This is a genomic window from Pseudaeromonas paramecii (genome assembly GCF_039540575.1).
GTDB lineage: Bacteria > Pseudomonadota > Gammaproteobacteria > Enterobacterales > Aeromonadaceae > Pseudaeromonas > Pseudaeromonas paramecii.
Genome location: NZ_BAABFC010000001.1, coordinates 18,634 through 33,884, shown reverse-complemented (window position 1 = coordinate 33,884; position 15,251 = coordinate 18,634). Strand labels below are relative to the sequence as shown.

The window sequence follows — 15,251 nt, the reverse complement described above, 5'->3', positions numbered from 1 at the left end:
CCGATAGCACTTTGGTGATCCGGCTCTCGTCAGCGCTCGCCGGCCAGGCTGTCGGCGAAGGCGCGCATCTGGGCCAGCTCCCGCTTGAGCTGGCTGGAAAGCACCGGGAAGCGGCGGTAGGTCTTGGGATCGGCGCTGTCAGACTCGATATGGAAGCTCACGGCGATCCGCTCCCGTTTCCACTGGTTGCGACAGTAGAGTCCATAGTAGCGCTCTATCCAGGCCGCCAGCTGGCCGACGCCGTGAGCCTGCATGCTGGGGGTGCGCAGCAGGATCTGCAACACCCCCTTGGGGGTCACGTGGCGGGTCTGGGAGATGCGCCTGATGGTGTCCAGCACCACGAAGGGCATCAGATCCCCCTCGTCGGTCTGCTCCACCGGCCGCAGCTCGGCGGTAGGCGCCTGATGGACGATGGCCGCCATGGCCGGCAGACGCAAGCGGTCAAGCCCCAGGGCCTGCCCATCCTGCAGCGGTATGCCCTGCTCCAGTATGTAGCGGTTGATCTCCAGCACCCGGGACTTGCTGATCCCGCCGATGGGCGACAGCACCCCCGAGGTATCGCCGTCCATGGTGCAGTAGCCGACGCTGGCCTCCGACAGGTTGGAGGTGGCGATGAGCAGCTTGTTGTAGCGGTTGGCCAGCAGCCAGACCCCAGGTGCCCGCACCCGGGCCTGGATGTTCTGCAGCGCCAAGTCATCACGCTGCCAGTTGAGGGGATCGTCCGGCGTCAGATCGTTGATGAGTTTGAGATAGCCCGCCACCAGCTCGCTGATGGACCAGTCGTAATGGGCCGCCCCCACCGCCGCCGCCAACCCCGCGGCGGCACTGCGGGTGACGGAGCCGCTAAAGTCAGACCCTTGATAGACGGTGCACAGCACCTGGGGCATCACAACCTGGTTGAGCCAGTCCAGTTCGGTTTGGCCGGCCGCCCGGGCTGGCACCTGGATGCGCCCCCGGGCCAGGGTGGCGGCATAGGCGGCCTCCCCCAGGCTCAGCAGCGCCTGCACCTGGGCAAAGTAGACCAGGGCGCCGCACAGGGCCGAATCGGCCCCACCGGAGAGGCTCAGCGCGTAGCCGCCGGTGTAGGTCTTGCGCTGCCAGTCCCACAGCCCCAGAGCCACGGCGCGGCAGGCCACCTCGTGGGCATCCTCCACCGCCACCTGACAGGCTTGGCTCAGGGGCTGCAGATGGCGCTCAGGCGCCCAGGCAAAGTCCACCTGGTGGATGCCATTGGCCTCGTCACAGGCCGGTTGCATGGCCTGTGAGCTCAGCAGCCGCTGGGCGCGGTTCACCGCCAGATCCACACAGGCGCTGTGCACCTGCCAGGGGGCAAAGCTCAACCGGTCGGTGGCCAGCACCAGCTCGCCGTTGCTGGCGATCATGGCATCGCCGTCATACACGGCACGCCCCGCCTCGCAGCCCAGCAGGTTGGTGTAGGCGTAGACGGCGCCACAGGCCCGGGAGCCTTCCAGCACGAAATGGCGGCGGGCCTGCTGCTTACCCAGGGCGAAGTGGCTGGCGGAGGGATTGAGGATCACGTCCACCTGCCGCTCGTAGAGCTTACGCCCCGGTCGGGCCGCCACCCAGGAGTCCTCGCAGATCTCAAAGCCCAGGCGCACGCCCTGCACGTCGAACACCAGATCCCCCACCGGCACGCGCTGGCCGGCCAGGGTCAGCTGCACCACCTGCCCGGCGGGCCAGGGGGTGAACCAGCGCGGCTCATAGTGGATGCCGTTGCGTGCCAGGTGCTGCTTGCACACCACCCCCAGGATGCGGTTGCTGGCCAGCAGGGCCACGGCGTTATACAGCTGTCCGCCGGAGATGAGCAGCGGGAAGCCCACCGCCACCAGCATCTGATCCGGCACGCTGCGGCTCAGGGTCAGCAGATCCTCCGGTACCCCTTCGAGCCAGTCGGCGGCGAAGAACATGTCCTCACAGCCGTAGCCGGTGAGTGACAGCTCGGGCATCAGCAGCAGATCGGCCTGCTGCGCCTTGGCCTCGGCGATGGCTTCACGCATCAGGCCCAGGTTGCCGTCGATATCCAGGGGGGTGGTGTTGATACAGGCGGTAGCCAGTGTCAGGGTATGGCGCATAGTCTTCCTCGATTACCGGCCTGCCAGATTGGCCAGTACTGTGTCCCGTGTGCTGGCCGATACGGCAAACACGTCCATGAGATTGTTCAAAAAATCCAGATCCCGGCACAGGGTCTTGCCCGGCGAGTCGGAGATCTTGGCCACCGGCTGGCCCCCCAGACGCACCAGCTTCATCACCATGTTGAGAGGCCGGTTGACGGCAAAGTCCCCCATCAGCCAGGTGCCGATGCCAAAGGAGAGCTTCACCCGCCCCTGGAAGTGGCAGTAGATGGCAACGGCGCGGGCAAAGTCCAGCCCGTCGGAGAACACTAGCGTCTTGCCGGCGGCGTCCACGTCCAGCTCCGCCAGCCGGGCCAGGATCTTCTCGCCCCAGGCGATGGGATCGCCGCTGTCGTGGCGGAAGCCGTCGTAGCGCTGGGCCAGGGTGAAGTCCAGATCCCGGCAGAAGGCATCCACGCCGATGACGTCGGTGAGGGCCACCCCCAGCACACCGCGGTATTCACGGATCCAGTTCTCCAGCGCCGCCTTCTGACTCTGCTCGAGCCGGTAGCCAAGCCCCTGGTGGGTCTGCAGCCACTCGTGGGCCATGGTGCCGACGCAGGGCAGGCCAAACTGACGGGCCAGATGGGGGTTGCTGGTGCCGACAAAGTGATCCGGCAAGGCCTCGGCCAGCCGCGCCACCACCCGTTGCTGGGCGGCAAAGCTGAAGCGCCGGCGGGTACCGAAGTCCGAGAAGCGAAAGCCGCTCAAGTCATGCTGGCTGGCCAGCCGTTTGAGCTGAGCAATTTTGGCATCGGTGGCCGCCAGGATCTGATCCTCGTCCAGGTTCGGGTAGCAGGCGCGGTTGCGCACCTCGCTCAGGGTGGCCAGCACCGGGATCTCCAGGGGAGAGACCAGCAGCTGCGGCCCCTTGGCCCGGATCAGCAGCCGATCGCCCCGCACCGTCAGTTGCAGCCGCTGGGGGTCGAAGCGGTAGTGACGCAAGAAGGCCAGATAGTCCTCCGACAGGTAAGGCGCCTGGGTCTTGAGCCAAGCGGCCTCCGCCTCGGTCAGCCTCAGGGCGGCCAAGTCCTGCAGGTTGGCCCGCAGTGCCGGCAGGTAGGGGGTGAGATCCTCGTCGCTGCGGCAATGAAAGGCCCACTCCCCCTCGGCCTGGGGCAGCTGATGCAGGTAGGCCTGCTGCATGGTCAGCTTGTAAAAATCGGTGTCGATGAGACTCTGGATACAGGGGTGATCCGACATGCCTGCTCCCGGGAAAACGGGACCGGGCGGTCCCTGATGGGCGGAGAATACCATGATCCGCACCGGCAGGGCGACAGCCGACGGACTTCACCCCGTGGGCGCTTTCCAGTACCCTGAGCGCCACAGGAGACGAGACGATATGCAAAACACCCAGCCCAATGGCTCAGCCCCCAAGGCGCAGATCATTGCCGTCATGGGCTCGGCCTTCAACCCGCCCACCCTGGGCCATGCCGACGTCATCGCCCAGTTGGACGCCGTGGCCGATGCCATCTGGTTGGTGCCGGCCTTTGCCCATGCCTGGGGCAAGGCCATGGCCCCCTATGCCGAGCGCTGTGCCATGCTGGCGGCCTTTGTGGCTGACCTGCAAAACCCCAAGCTGAGCATGCAGGCGGTGGAGCAAGAGATAGCCCGTGACGGTCCCGTCTACAGCATCGATCTGCTGGAGTACCTGGAGCGGCACAAACCGACCCACAGCCGCCTGCTGCTGGTGCTGGGACCGGACAACCAGGCGGCCTTCGAGCAGTTTCACCGCGCCGCCGATATTCAGGCGCGCTGGGCCTGTTTCTTCGCCCAGGAGCGGCTGGCGGTGCGCAGCACGGCCCTGCGGGCCGCCTTGCAAGCCGGTGAACCCATCGACGGGTTCACCACCCCTGGGGTGGCCCGCTATCTGGCGGACCACCCCCTCTACAGGGCGGGTTAGTCCACCAGCACCCGGGCGTTGATGGCCTGCAGGGGCCGATTGTTGGGGTGGCCCATCACGGCGGCAAAACGAGCGATCTGCGCCTTGGAGGCCTGGATGGGATTCTTCAACACCAGCCAGCGCACCCCTTCGGAGCAAGGCGGCGTGGTCAGCGACCCGGCAAAGCGATAGTAGTCCCGACTCTTGGGCAACAGATCCGCCACGTTCACCGGGGTCGCCAGCACCTGATGCTCCCCGGCCTTCTGCGGCATGGCCGCCCACAGGGTATCCAGCAGCGGGTTGGCCGCCCCCTCCTCCACCATCAAACCCAGCACCGCCAGGTTGCCCTGGTCGTCGGCATGCACCAGGTGGATCTCCATGGGATATTGGTGGCCGTCGATGTAGTTCTCGCTGGGAGCATGGAAGTGGAACTGCTTGAGCATGAAATCAGCCGAATCGAGGTGCATTTGGCTACCGGCGGCATAGTTCACCTGTACCGTATGGCCGTTGTTGAGGATCTCGCTCCCACCGGCTTGATAGGCGGGCGCCAGAGGGGACAGGCTGGTGGCATAGGCGCCGTGGATGTCGATGGGCGTCTGGTGCTTGCCGCTGGCACACAGGGCAAATTCCGGTGCTAACGCCCCCCAGTGTTCCGGCCCCTGGGCGCCGGAGTAACCCCAATGAACATCCGTTTGAGCCAACAGGGAACCGCTAAACAGCAGGGGAAGCAGGGCAAGGCAGGTTTGCTTGGTCATGGTTTGTACGTCCTTGATGAGTGTGATGAGGGTCACATGGAAAACGGCTGGCAATCTAGCGCCCTTGCCATCGTCAAATCTTGAGCGGCGTCAATCAGACCCCAAATTCACAGGACCGCCGGCTTGTTCAACGGCGAGGCTTTGCCTAAGGTGGACCCTTTGCCGTGGCAACAGGAGTCCCGCCATGAAAGCCGCCGTCATTGGTACCAACTGGGGAAGAGTTCATGTAGGCGCCCTGCGCCAGGCCGGCTGCGAGGTCACCACCTTGCTGGCCCACGATGCCGAACTGGTGGCCCGCATCGCCGCCGAGGAGGCCATCCCCTGCCACGGCACGGATCCTGCCCTGCTGGTGGGGGCCGATCTGGTGACCATCGCCACCCCCACCGACAGCCACCTGGGCTACCTGCAGGAGCTGGCCAACCCCTATGTGCTGTGTGAAAAACCCCTGGGGCTGATGCCGGGCAATCAGGCCGACTTTGCCGCACTGCCGCGAGCCGGTCGCTTCATCAGCTATCCCTTTCCCTTTTTGGACGGCGCCCAGGCCATCGCCCAGCGGGTACGCGCCGGCGAACTGGGTTCCCTGACCCGGGCCACCCTGGTGGTGGGGGTCAACCTGCCCTACGCCAAGACCCCGGTGGAGTGGTTCTTGGAAGATGTGGTGCACCCCTTCTCCTTGCTCTACGGCCTGTTTACCCGCTTTGAATGGCTGGGGGTGCGCTTTGCCGGCGGCAACAACCTGACGGTGCAGATGCGGGTGGACGATGCCCTGCTGGACATCATGCTGTGTGATTGGCCCAAGCCGGGCCTGCACTTTGATCTCACCCTGGTGGGCCAGCAGGACAGCTGCCAGCTGCGCGGCGGCTTTCGCCCCAGCCGCGGCTGGTGGATGGAACCCCTGATGGTGGACGATCTGCCGGTGACCGCCGGCGAGCCCGCCGAACAGCAGATCTGGCTGCGGGCCAATCAGCGGGTGGTGGCCACCCTGTGTTCGCACCTGCGCGGCGAACTGACCCTGGAGCAGGCCCAAACGGCAGGCCTGTACGATCTGGAGCGGGCCTACCGGATGGAGGCCCTGTTCCTGCCCCTGTGGCAGGCCGGCGCCCAGCAGCAGGCCAGGAGTCCGGTGAGCGACGCGCCCTTTAGCTGGACCTGAGGCTTATCGGGCCGGCGGCAGGTCGGGTGCCCGCCAGCGCCCCGCCTCGGCGCGGTAGCAGACCAGCCCCGGCTCCCGGGAGCTATGCAGCACCAGCCCCAGCCGTTCACACAGGGCGCGGCTGGGCTCGTTGTCGCAGTGGGTATGCACCTCCAGCCGTTGCAACCCCATCTCCTCCAGCCCCTGACGGATGAGATAGGTCACCACCATGGTCATGATGCCCCGCCCCCGATAGGGCGTCGCCAGCCAGTAGCCGATGCGACCCCGGCCCAGGCTGCGCACCAGGCCGTTGAAGCCCGCCAGCCCCACCAGCTGTCCCTGCCAGCAGACCCCCAGCAGCAGGGCTCGCTGTTGGGCAAACTGCAGCTGCGCCTCCTGGATGTAACGCTCACAGGCCTCAAGCGAGTTCAGCTCGGCCACCCAGGGCAGCCAGGCAGACAGGCTGGAGCCCTCCGCCTGGCAGAGGGTCAGCAGGGCGCCCGCATCCTCTTGCTTCAAGAAGTGCAGGCTGAGGGAATCGTTCAGGGTATGGATCAACATGGGCGCCTCCGGGAGGCCGCATCATAGTGGCCGCCGGGCCCCGACTCAAGGAGATGGCGGTGTCTGATCCCGGCCGGCACGGATCTGCTTGCGCAGCCGCAACAAGCCCAGCCGATAGGACTCCCCATCGCCGTACTCGAAGAAGCGCGGATAACGCTCATGGGCTGCCAGGATGCGCCTGGCATGCTTGATGGGGCACCAGTACTGCTCGGTGCGGGCCGCTATCTCGCGAAAATAGGCCGCCAAGCCATTGCCATAGGAGCAGTAGCCACAGTTGATCTTCTCAATCAGGTTCAGGTAGGGCAGATCCTGACGGTCGAACACCAGGTAGTCGCTGCGCCTGACCTTGGGGATGCCGTAGACAGGAAAACAGAGGGCCTGATAGAGCCACAAGAAGCCATCCAGCAGCAACATGGGCAGCACGCCGGCATAGATTATCGGGGCGGTGAGCATGGCGCGCCAGGAGGCACGCCGCAAGTAACGGGCCAGCCCCAGCTTGAAACGCCGCTGCTGGGTGGCCACCTCGGCGCTAAAGCGCACCCGCTTCTGCTCTATGATGACGTGAAATCGCTCGCGATTGAGGTGAAACTCCTGTTCCATCTCCTCCTGCAGCAGACGTATTTTGGCGATCAGTTCATCCAGACGGTCGGCCATGATGGTGACTCCTTGGGTCTGTGGCATTGGGATTGTGGTTCACTCGACGCTACTTGCAGTATAGTCAGGCCTGCCTTCGCCCAACTTCTAGGAGCCCTCATGATCAGCTGGATCCTCGCCGCCGCCCTCACCGCCAGCAATCCCTGGGCCAGCCAAGCGTTTCCTGCCCCGGGCGCGGCAGATGCCATCGGCACCTACACCGCCGGCTGCCTGCAAGGCGCCATTCCCCTGCCGGAGCGCGGCACCGGTTACCAGCTGCTGCGTCCCAGTCACAGGCGCTACTACGGCCACCCCGTGCTCATCGCCTACCTGCAGCAACTGGCGCGCCGCAGCCACACAGTGGGGCTGCCTGATCTGCTGGTCGGTGATCTGGCCATGCCCAGGGGGGGGCCCTTTACCAGCGGCCACAAGAGCCATCAAAGCGGCTTGGATGCCGACATCTGGTTTCGCTTCGCCCCGTCTGTGCTGAGCCGGGCCGAGCGCGAGGATCCTACCCCGCTGGACCTGGTGGATGACCGGCGCAACCGGGTCAACCGCCAGTTCTCGCCCCAGCACCTGCGCCTGCTGCAACTGGCCGCCGAAGACGCCCGGGTGGAGCGGATCTTCGTCAACCCTGCCATCAAGCTGGCCGCCTGTCAGGCCCTGCAGGGCAAGCCCCGCGGCTGGCTGGCCAAGCTGAGGCCCTGGTTTGGCCACAGCGCCCACCTGCATGTGCGCCTGCGCTGCCCCGCCGGTAACGATTGTCAGCCTCAGGCACCGGTGCCGGCCGGTGACGGCTGTGGCGAGGAGCTGCTCTCCTGGTTTGCCCCGCCCAAGCCCGCCACGGGGAGCCAGACTGTCAAGGCGCCCGCCGCGCAGCCGGCCCAGTGTCGGGCCCTGCTGACCCCCTGAGCCCGGCCGACCACACAATGGCTGACAGACCTGCACTTGGCCGCCGGCACTGGTACACTGACGGCTGTCGTTTTGCGATTGGGGCCGAATTGTGTCTGTTTTTGCCCGCTTAGCCTGGTTCTTTCGCGCCCAATGGCGCCGTTATCTCACCGCCATCGCCTTGCTGTTGGTGGTGGCCCTGCTCCAACTGCTGCCCCCGCGCCTGGTGGGCACCCTCATCGACCGGACCCTGGCCGAGCCTGGCAGTCTGTCGTCCCAGTGGCCCCTGCTGGGGCTGCTGCTAGGCATAGGCCTGCTCATCTATCTGCTGCGGATCGGCTGGCGCCTGCAACTCTACGGGGCGGCCTATCGCCTCTCCTGCCAGCTACGCCAGCAGCTGTTTGCCCATTTCTTGCGCCTCCCCTTGAGCCGTCTGGGGCAAGATGGCACCGGGGATCTGATGGCCCTGGCCACCAACGATGTGCAGGCGGTGGAGCAGACCGCCGGCGACGGCGTCCTCACCCTGGTGGACGGCCTGCTGATGGGCTGCCTGGTGCTGGTGGTCTTGTTCCTGCAGTATCCGGCCTGGCTCATCCTGCTGGCCCTGGCGCCCCTGCCCCTGATGGCCTGGCTGCTCAGCCGGCTGGGCAAACGGCTGCATGGCCGGTTCGGCCAGGCCCAGGCCGCCTTTGGTCAGCTGAACAATCAATGCCAGGAGGCCCTGACCGGGATCCGGGTGGTCAAATCCTACGCGGTTGAACCCCTGACCGAGCGACGCTTCGCCCGCCACAACCGGCAGGCGGTGGATGCCAACCTGGCGGTGGCTCAGATCGAGGCGCGCTTTGAACCCGTGATCTACCTGTGTATCGGCGGCGCCTACCTGCTGGCCATCGGCGGTGGCGGTGTCATGGTGGCCCAGGGCAGCCTGAGCGTCGGCCAGCTCACCAGCTTCTCCTTGTACCTGGGGCAGCTCATCTGGCCCATGTTCGCCCTCGCCTGGTTGATGAACATCATCCAAAAGGGCAGCGCCGCCTACGGTCGCATCGAGGCCTTGCTGGCCCTGTCGCCGGCCTTGCCGGCAGCAACAGATCCGCTCCCCCTGCCACCGGGACGCACCCTGCGGCTGGACATTGCCCGCCACGGGCCGGCTGACCACCCCTGGCTTAGCCAGATACAGGCAGAACTCAGTCCAGGCCGCATGCTGGGCCTGGTGGGCCGCTCGGGTTCCGGCAAGAGCACCTTGCTGCGCCTGCTGTTGCGCTTCGAAGATCCCAGCGCTGGCCAACTGACCCTAGATGGGATAGCGGTCAGCCGGTTGGACGAAGCCCAATGGCGCGACCTCGTGGCCTACGTGCCTCAAGAACCCTTCTTGTTCTCCACCTCCATCGCCGACAACCTGGCCCTGGGCAAGCCGGATGCCAGCCAGGCCGAGCTGGAGGCCGTGGCCCGTCTGGCCTGTGTGCACCATGAGATACTGGCGTTTCCCGAGGGGTACGCCACCTTGGTGGGCGAGCGCGGCATCACCCTCTCCGGCGGCCAGAAACAGCGCCTGTGCCTGGCCAGAGCCTTGTTGCGGGATGCCCCCATACTGGTGCTAGACGATGCCCTGAGTGCCGTGGATGCCCAGACCGAGCAGGCGATTCTTAGCCTGTTGCGGCAGGCCTGTGCCCACCGTTTGCTGGTGATCACCAGCCACCGTCTGTGTGCCGTGCAGGGGGCCGATGAGATACTGGTGCTGGAGCAGGGCCGGATCCGCGCCCGCGGTCAACATTCCGAGCTGCTGGCCAGCCTGCCCTGGTATCGGCAACTGTGGGATTATCAATCGCTGCAAGCGGACCTGGGGCTGGTTGAGGAGGTGGTCCTATGAAGATGACCTTGCGCCGTCTGCTGGCCTATGCCCTGCCCCATTGGCGGCCCTTGATGCGGGCCTTGGGCCTGCTGTTGCTGGCAACCCTGGCAGAGGTGGCGGGCCCCCTGCTCATCCAGTATTTTGTCGACGATTACCTGCTCAAGCCGCCCCTGTTACTGATCCCCGCCCTGCAGCTGGGGGCCCTCTATGTGGGGCTGCAACTGCTGTGTGCCTGGGCCGGCTACCGCCAGGCGCTGGGCTTCAATCAAGTGGCCCAGACTCTGGTGGCCCAAGTGCGCCAGTCCTTGTTTGCTGCCACCTTGCGGCTGCCCAGCAGCTGGCTGGATCACAGTCGCACCGGTCAGCTGATCTCCACCCTCACCAACGACACCGAGGCCCTGAAGACCCTCTATCTGCAGATCATTGGCCGTACCCTGCAAAAGGGCCTGCTACTGCTGGGAATACTGGCGGCCATGGCCTGGCTGGATCTGCGGCTGGCCTTGCTGGCTGGCGGCTTACTGTTGGGCACCCTGGTGATCATGGTCGGCTACCAAAGATGGAGTCTGCCGCTGGTGCGTACCAGCCGCCAGCTGCTGGCAGAGATCAACGGCCAGCTTAACGAGTCCCTGCAGGGCATGGCGGTGGTACGGGCCTTTAATCGGGGCCGTCACGCCCTGGCCAGCCTGGATGGGCTCAACGAGCGGCAACGCCAGGCGCGCATGCAGGAGCTGCGGCTGAACGGCCTGCTGCTGCGGCCCCTCATCGAGCTGCTCAAATTGCTGGTGATCGTGGGGCTGCTGGCCGCCTTTGCCAGCCCCGGCCCCCATCCGCTGCAGGTGGGACTCATCTATGCCTTCTTGAGTTATTTGGGCCGCATGATAGAACCGCTCAACGAGCTGGCCAACATGGTGGGCCAACTGCAGCAGGCCCTGGTGGCCGGCGAGCGGGTCTTTGCCCTGCTGGATGCGCCCCAGGAGCGGCAAAACGGCCGTGACTGCCAGCTGCAAGGCGCCGTGCGCTTCGAGGCGGTGACCTTTGCCTATCAGGCGGGGGGTAAGCCGGTGCTCAGCGACATCCACTTCCAGCTGGCCCCGGGGCAGATGCTGGCCCTGGTCGGTCACACCGGCAGTGGCAAGAGCAGCCTCATCAGCCTGCTGCTGGGACTCTACAGTCCACAGCAGGGGCGGATCTGGCTGGATGATGCCTCGCTGCAGGAACTGGATCTGGGCCAGGTTCGGCAACAGATCGGCCTGGTGCAGCAGGATCCCTTCATCTTCGCCGGCACGCTGGCGGACAACATCCGCCTGGGACGGGAACTGGACGAGGCCAGTGTCCGGCAGGTGCTGGAGACGGTACAGTTGCCGGCCTTGCTGCAACTGCCGGTTGACCAGTGCTTGGCCCTGTCCCTGCAGGAGGGCGGCCGCAATCTCTCCGCCGGTCAACGTCAGTTGCTCTCATTGGCCCGGGCCCTGGCCGGTCAGCCCAGGCTACTGATCCTGGACGAAGCCACCGCCAGCGTGGATGCCTACACGGAACAGCTGCTGCAGCAAAGCCTGAACCGCTTGCGGGGTCAACACACCCTGATCGTCATCGCCCACCGCCTCTCCACCGTGGTGGAGGCCGATCAGATCCTGGTGCTGAGCCAAGGACGCATTCTGGAGCAGGGTAACCATGCCAGCCTGCTGGCTCAGGAAGGTCACTACGCCCACCTCTGCCGTCTGCAGCAGCAACTGCAAGCCCATAGGAGTACGGTATGACCACCATCACCACCTTCTGCGGCCACTGTGGCCGCCTCAATCGTCTGCCGGCGGTGCGCCTGCACCAGGCCCCCCGCTGTGGCCACTGCCAGCAGACACTGTTTGCCAGCCAGCCCCTGGCGGCGACAGACGCCAACTTCGATCGCCTGATTGGCTCGGATCTGCCGGTGCTGGTGGATTTTTGGGCCAGCTGGTGCGGGCCCTGTCGGCAGTTTGCACCTGTGTTCGAGGCCCTGGCCCGGGAGCAGGAGCCACGTCTGCGCTGCGTGAAACTCGACACCGAGGCCCAACCCGCGGTGGCCGGTCGCTACGCCATCCGCTCCATTCCTACCCTGATGCTGTTCCGCCAAGGCAAGCTGCTGGGCCAGATGCAAGGCGCCCTGCCCAAGGGAGTCCTACTGCAGTGGCTCGACAGCCAGCTGGCCCCAGAATGAAAAAACCCCGCAGCTGCGGGGTTCTTTCAAGGCATGACCGACACGGGAACATCTCACCACAGGGAAGGCTTAGTGCTCAGTAAACAGACACTCGACAGTCCCATGTCAACCGACCTTATTCGCGCCAGAACGGCTTGTGGGTCTCACTGTAGCGATCCCCTTCGGTCAGACCGATATCCCGTAGCAGGTAGGGGGGCAGCTCGGCCAGCTCACGCCGACTGCGCGCCCGTTCGTACCAGGTCATGAACAAGGACAGCAGACTGGTGTGGGAAGCCGTTGCGAGGTGAGAAGCGGTATGCGTGGCCATGATGTGTCTCCTCTTGGTGTTGGGCTAACTATAGTCCCGCCCCTCAGGCCCCACAATTGACCATTTTTCCTGCTTCGGATTAGAAAAAATAATCTTTGAGCTGGCTCACATGGCATTTTTGCGCCAGATCAACAGGCTTGCCCTGGCAGACACGTAAAGAAGTATCATTAGTATCAGTATAGCGTCGGACCACAAGATTGAGCCTCGTTAGAGGCCCATCAGCCAGGCCAGGCCCTGCCTTATCCCGGCTTCTGGCTGTCGATCGCTTGCCTCATGCTCCAGGCTCAGCATGCCGGTATAACCTTGGGCCCTGAGTGTCAGCAAGAAGGGGCGCCAGAACTCGGCACCATGGCCGTCACCCGGCAGGCAATAGCGCCAGCTGCGCGGCCCCAACCGCTCATCCCGGCCGTCCAGCAGACCCCAGCGTGCCTGCAACTGGGGATCGGCCTGCCAATCCTTGAGGTGAACATGAAACAGCGCCTCCCCCAGCAGCTCGATGGCGCTCAGGGGATCCATGCCCTGCCACCACAGATGAGAAGGATCCAGGTTGGCGCCCAGCGCCGGGCCGCAGGCCTCTCGCAGCGCCAGCAGGGTGCCCGGGGAATGCACCAGGAAACCGCCATGCAGCTCCAGCGCCAGGCGCACCCCCAGGCTCTGTGCCCGCCGGCTCATTGCCTGCCAGAAGGGGATCAGCTCCCGCTGCCAGACCTGCTGGTAATAATCGGTAAACTCGTAGGGCCAGCCCACCACGGGCCAGTTGGGCACAGCCCCCTGGCCACCGACCCCGGAGAAGGTCACCAGGGTCGGCACCTCCAACGCGGCCGCCAGCTCGAGGGCCTGACTAAGCTGCTGACGGTGCAGGCGGGCCAGCGCCGGATCAGGATGCAGGGGGTTGACGTGACAGGCCAGCGCGCCTACCTGGCAGCCGGCCGCCGCTATCTGCTGCTGCCAGGCCTGTCGCCGGGCCGGCTGACGCAGTAGCGCCAGGCGGGGGCAATGGGCCTCGCCGGGATAGCCGCCACAGCCTAGCTCCAGCTGTGTCACCCCCAGCGACTGCGCCAGCGCCAGCACGTGGGCCAGGCTGGCCTCCGGCAAGGCTGCATCAAAGAAGCCCCACTTCATGCGACGCCCTTCTGGCCTCCCAGTAGTTCGGCCATCTGTGACGCACTCAAGGGACGTGCCAGCAGATAGCCTTGCACCCGCTCCACCCCGAGGGACGACAAGAAGGCCAGCTCCGCCTCCTGCTCCACCCCTTCGGCCACCAACTGCAAGTCAAAGGCACGGGCCAGCTGAACGATGGCCTGCACTATCTGCTGCTGCTGGGGCTGCTCATGGATATGGGTGATGAAGGAGCGATCTATCTTGAGCACATCCAGCGGGAAACGACTCAAATAGCCCAGATTGGAGTAGCCGGTGCCAAAGTCGTCGATGCTGATGCGCACCCCGCTGCTGCGCAGCTGTTCCAGTTGTCGGAGCACCGGGATGGCGTTATCCATGATGACGCTCTCGGTCAGCTCCAGCTCCAGACGGTCGGCCGGATAGGCATGCTGGCGCAGCAGATTGGTCACCTGCTCGTCGAAGTCATGCTGGTGCACCTGCAAGGCCGATAGGTTGACTGCCATGGGCAGCATGGGCAAGCCGGCGCGGCCCCAGGCCAGATTCTGGCTCATGGCCTGTTCCAGCACCCAGTGACCTATGTCCAGTATGATGCGTGACTGTTCGGCCACCGGAATGAAGAGCCCGGGCGGCACCAGCCCCAGCTCCTCGTTCTGCCAACGCAGCAACACCTCGACGCCGACGATGCTGCGACTGGCCAGATCGTATTGGGGCTGAAAATTCAAGAAGAACTCATCCCGTCGGATCGCCTCCTTGAGCTTGCGCTCCATGGTCATGCGGCGCAGGGAGTCCGCACCCAGCTGGGCGTTGAATTCCGCCAGATGGCCCTTGCCATGGTTCTTGGCATGATACATGGCGATGTCCGCCCCCCGCACCAGGGCATGATAATCGCGCCCATCTTCCGGGTAGGTGCTCATGCCCATGCTACAGGTCAACTCATAGCCGATGCCGTCCACCTCCAGGGGTTGCTCCAGTTGGCGTCGCAGCAGATTCCCCTGCTTGATGGCAGCCAAACGGCTGGCGATACCGCCCAGGATCACCACAAACTCGTCGCCACCGAGCCGCCCCACCGCATCTGAGGCTCCCAGGCAGCCCTTGAGCCGCTCGGCCACCACCTGCAACACCTTATCCCCCACGCCGTGGCCCAGGGTGTCGTTGATGTTCTTGAAGTTATCCAGATCGATGAAGAAGAGCGCCACCCCCTGCCCGGAGGTCTGAGCCTGCTGCAAGATACTCTGGCAGCTTTGTTCCAGACCGGGGCGATTGAGCAGATCCGTCAGATAGTCGTGCATGGCCAGGTGACGAATGAGATCTTCGGCCGCCTTGCGCTCCGTGATATCCCGAGCGGTGCCGGCAGTGCCCACCACCCGTCCCTGCTGGTCTCTTACCGGCACCTTGATGGTCTCGGCCCAGCTGATCTTGCCGCCCTCCCCCGTGATGATCTCCTCACGGCGCAGCAAGGTGCCGCTGTCCATCACCTGCCTGTCATCCTGCAGGTATGCCTCCGCCTGACCACAGCTGGAGAGATCATAATCCGTCTGACCAATCAGGCTCTGGGGTTGGCGGCCAAACGCCTTGCCAAAATGCGCATTGACGAATTGAAAGTGACCCTGGGTGTCTTTGACCCAGGCGAGATCCGGGATGCTGTCCATCAGCGCCTGCATGTGACGTTGACCCTGCTCCAAGCGTCGGTTGTGACGCCACAACGCCAGCAAGAGAGCTAGAAGGCTGATCAGGATCAGTAATCCTGAAAAAAGAACGGCTAACATTCGCTTTTAACTTCTCCCATCGGCGTTGGATCA

14 protein-coding genes are annotated in these 15,251 nt (G+C 64.9%); 6 read left to right on the top strand and 8 right to left on the bottom strand.

Annotated elements, in window-relative coordinates; all coding sequences use genetic code 11:
• Positions 1 to 29: 29 nt before the first annotated feature.
• Positions 30 to 2,093, bottom strand: coding sequence for a nitrilase-related carbon-nitrogen hydrolase (locus tag ABD847_RS00135; RefSeq protein ID WP_345008828.1), 2,064 nt, complete (start codon positions 2,091 to 2,093; stop codon positions 30 to 32).
• Between the two features lie 12 nt (positions 2,094 to 2,105).
• A complete protein-coding gene (gene pncB / locus ABD847_RS00130; RefSeq protein WP_345008826.1) occupies positions 2,106 to 3,335 on the bottom strand; it encodes a nicotinate phosphoribosyltransferase in 1,230 nt (409 codons plus the stop codon).
• Positions 3,336 to 3,474: 139 nt separating this feature from the next.
• Between pncB and ABD847_RS00125 the strand changes: the two genes are divergently transcribed.
• Positions 3,475 to 4,035, top strand: a complete 561-nt coding sequence (locus tag ABD847_RS00125; protein ID WP_345008824.1) for a nicotinate-nicotinamide nucleotide adenylyltransferase — start codon at positions 3,475 to 3,477, stop codon at positions 4,033 to 4,035.
• Here the strand turns inward: ABD847_RS00125 and ABD847_RS00120 are convergent.
• On the bottom strand, positions 4,032 to 4,769 hold the full coding sequence (locus tag ABD847_RS00120) for a carbonic anhydrase (protein ID WP_345008822.1): 738 nt from the start codon (positions 4,767 to 4,769) through the stop codon (positions 4,032 to 4,034). The genes ABD847_RS00125 and ABD847_RS00120 overlap by 4 nt on opposite strands.
• 184 nt (positions 4,770 to 4,953) lie before the next feature.
• Between ABD847_RS00120 and ABD847_RS00115 the strand changes: the two genes are divergently transcribed.
• Positions 4,954 to 5,922 (top strand): Gfo/Idh/MocA family protein, encoded by a 969-nt coding sequence (locus ABD847_RS00115; RefSeq protein WP_345008820.1) that lies wholly within the window; start codon positions 4,954 to 4,956, stop codon positions 5,920 to 5,922.
• Between the two features lie 3 nt (positions 5,923 to 5,925).
• Here ABD847_RS00115 and ABD847_RS00110 read toward each other — a convergent pair whose 3' ends face one another.
• Both ABD847_RS00110 and ABD847_RS00105 read right to left on the bottom strand, forming a co-directional pair.
• On the bottom strand, positions 5,926 to 6,462 hold the full coding sequence (locus tag ABD847_RS00110; RefSeq protein ID WP_345008818.1) for a GNAT family N-acetyltransferase: 537 nt from the start codon (positions 6,460 to 6,462) through the stop codon (positions 5,926 to 5,928).
• A 45-nt stretch (positions 6,463 to 6,507) separates the two neighbouring features.
• The gene (locus tag ABD847_RS00105; RefSeq protein ID WP_345008816.1) at positions 6,508 to 7,116 is read right to left on the bottom strand and encodes a hypothetical protein; all 609 of its coding nucleotides are present in this window, start codon (positions 7,114 to 7,116) and stop codon (positions 6,508 to 6,510) included.
• 99 nt (positions 7,117 to 7,215) lie between these two features.
• Here ABD847_RS00105 and mepA point away from each other — a divergent pair, with 99 nt between their 5' ends.
• From mepA to trxC, 4 genes are all read left to right on the top strand, one after another.
• Complete coding sequence (mepA, locus tag ABD847_RS00100; protein WP_345008814.1) at positions 7,216 to 8,007, top strand: penicillin-insensitive murein endopeptidase; 792 nt, start codon at positions 7,216 to 7,218, stop codon at positions 8,005 to 8,007.
• A 91-nt stretch (positions 8,008 to 8,098) separates the two neighbouring features.
• Positions 8,099 to 9,853: an ABC transporter transmembrane domain-containing protein gene (locus ABD847_RS00095; protein ID WP_345008812.1), complete on the top strand. Its 1,755-nt coding sequence runs from the start codon at positions 8,099 to 8,101 to the stop codon at positions 9,851 to 9,853.
• Entirely contained in the window at positions 9,850 to 11,592 is a 1,743-nt protein-coding gene (locus tag ABD847_RS00090) for an ATP-binding cassette domain-containing protein (RefSeq protein ID WP_345008809.1), read from the top strand. The genes ABD847_RS00095 and ABD847_RS00090 overlap by 4 nt, the downstream gene beginning before the upstream one ends.
• A complete protein-coding gene (trxC, locus tag ABD847_RS00085) occupies positions 11,589 to 12,026 on the top strand; it encodes a thioredoxin TrxC (protein WP_345008807.1) in 438 nt (145 codons plus the stop codon). The genes ABD847_RS00090 and trxC overlap by 4 nt, the downstream gene beginning before the upstream one ends.
• Before the next feature lie 115 nt (positions 12,027 to 12,141).
• On the opposite strand, the gene ABD847_RS00080 is transcribed toward trxC, so the two are convergent.
• From ABD847_RS00080 to ABD847_RS00070, 3 genes are all read right to left on the bottom strand, one after another.
• A complete protein-coding gene (locus tag ABD847_RS00080; RefSeq protein ID WP_345008805.1) occupies positions 12,142 to 12,333 on the bottom strand; it encodes a DUF1127 domain-containing protein in 192 nt (63 codons plus the stop codon).
• Between the two features lie 207 nt (positions 12,334 to 12,540).
• Entirely contained in the window at positions 12,541 to 13,455 is a 915-nt protein-coding gene (locus ABD847_RS00075) for a sugar phosphate isomerase/epimerase family protein (RefSeq protein ID WP_345008803.1), read from the bottom strand.
• Positions 13,452 to 15,218, bottom strand: a complete 1,767-nt coding sequence (locus tag ABD847_RS00070; protein ID WP_345008801.1) for a putative bifunctional diguanylate cyclase/phosphodiesterase — start codon at positions 15,216 to 15,218, stop codon at positions 13,452 to 13,454. Before ABD847_RS00070 ends, ABD847_RS00075 begins: the two co-directional genes overlap by 4 nt.
• Positions 15,219 to 15,251 lie beyond the last annotated feature (33 nt).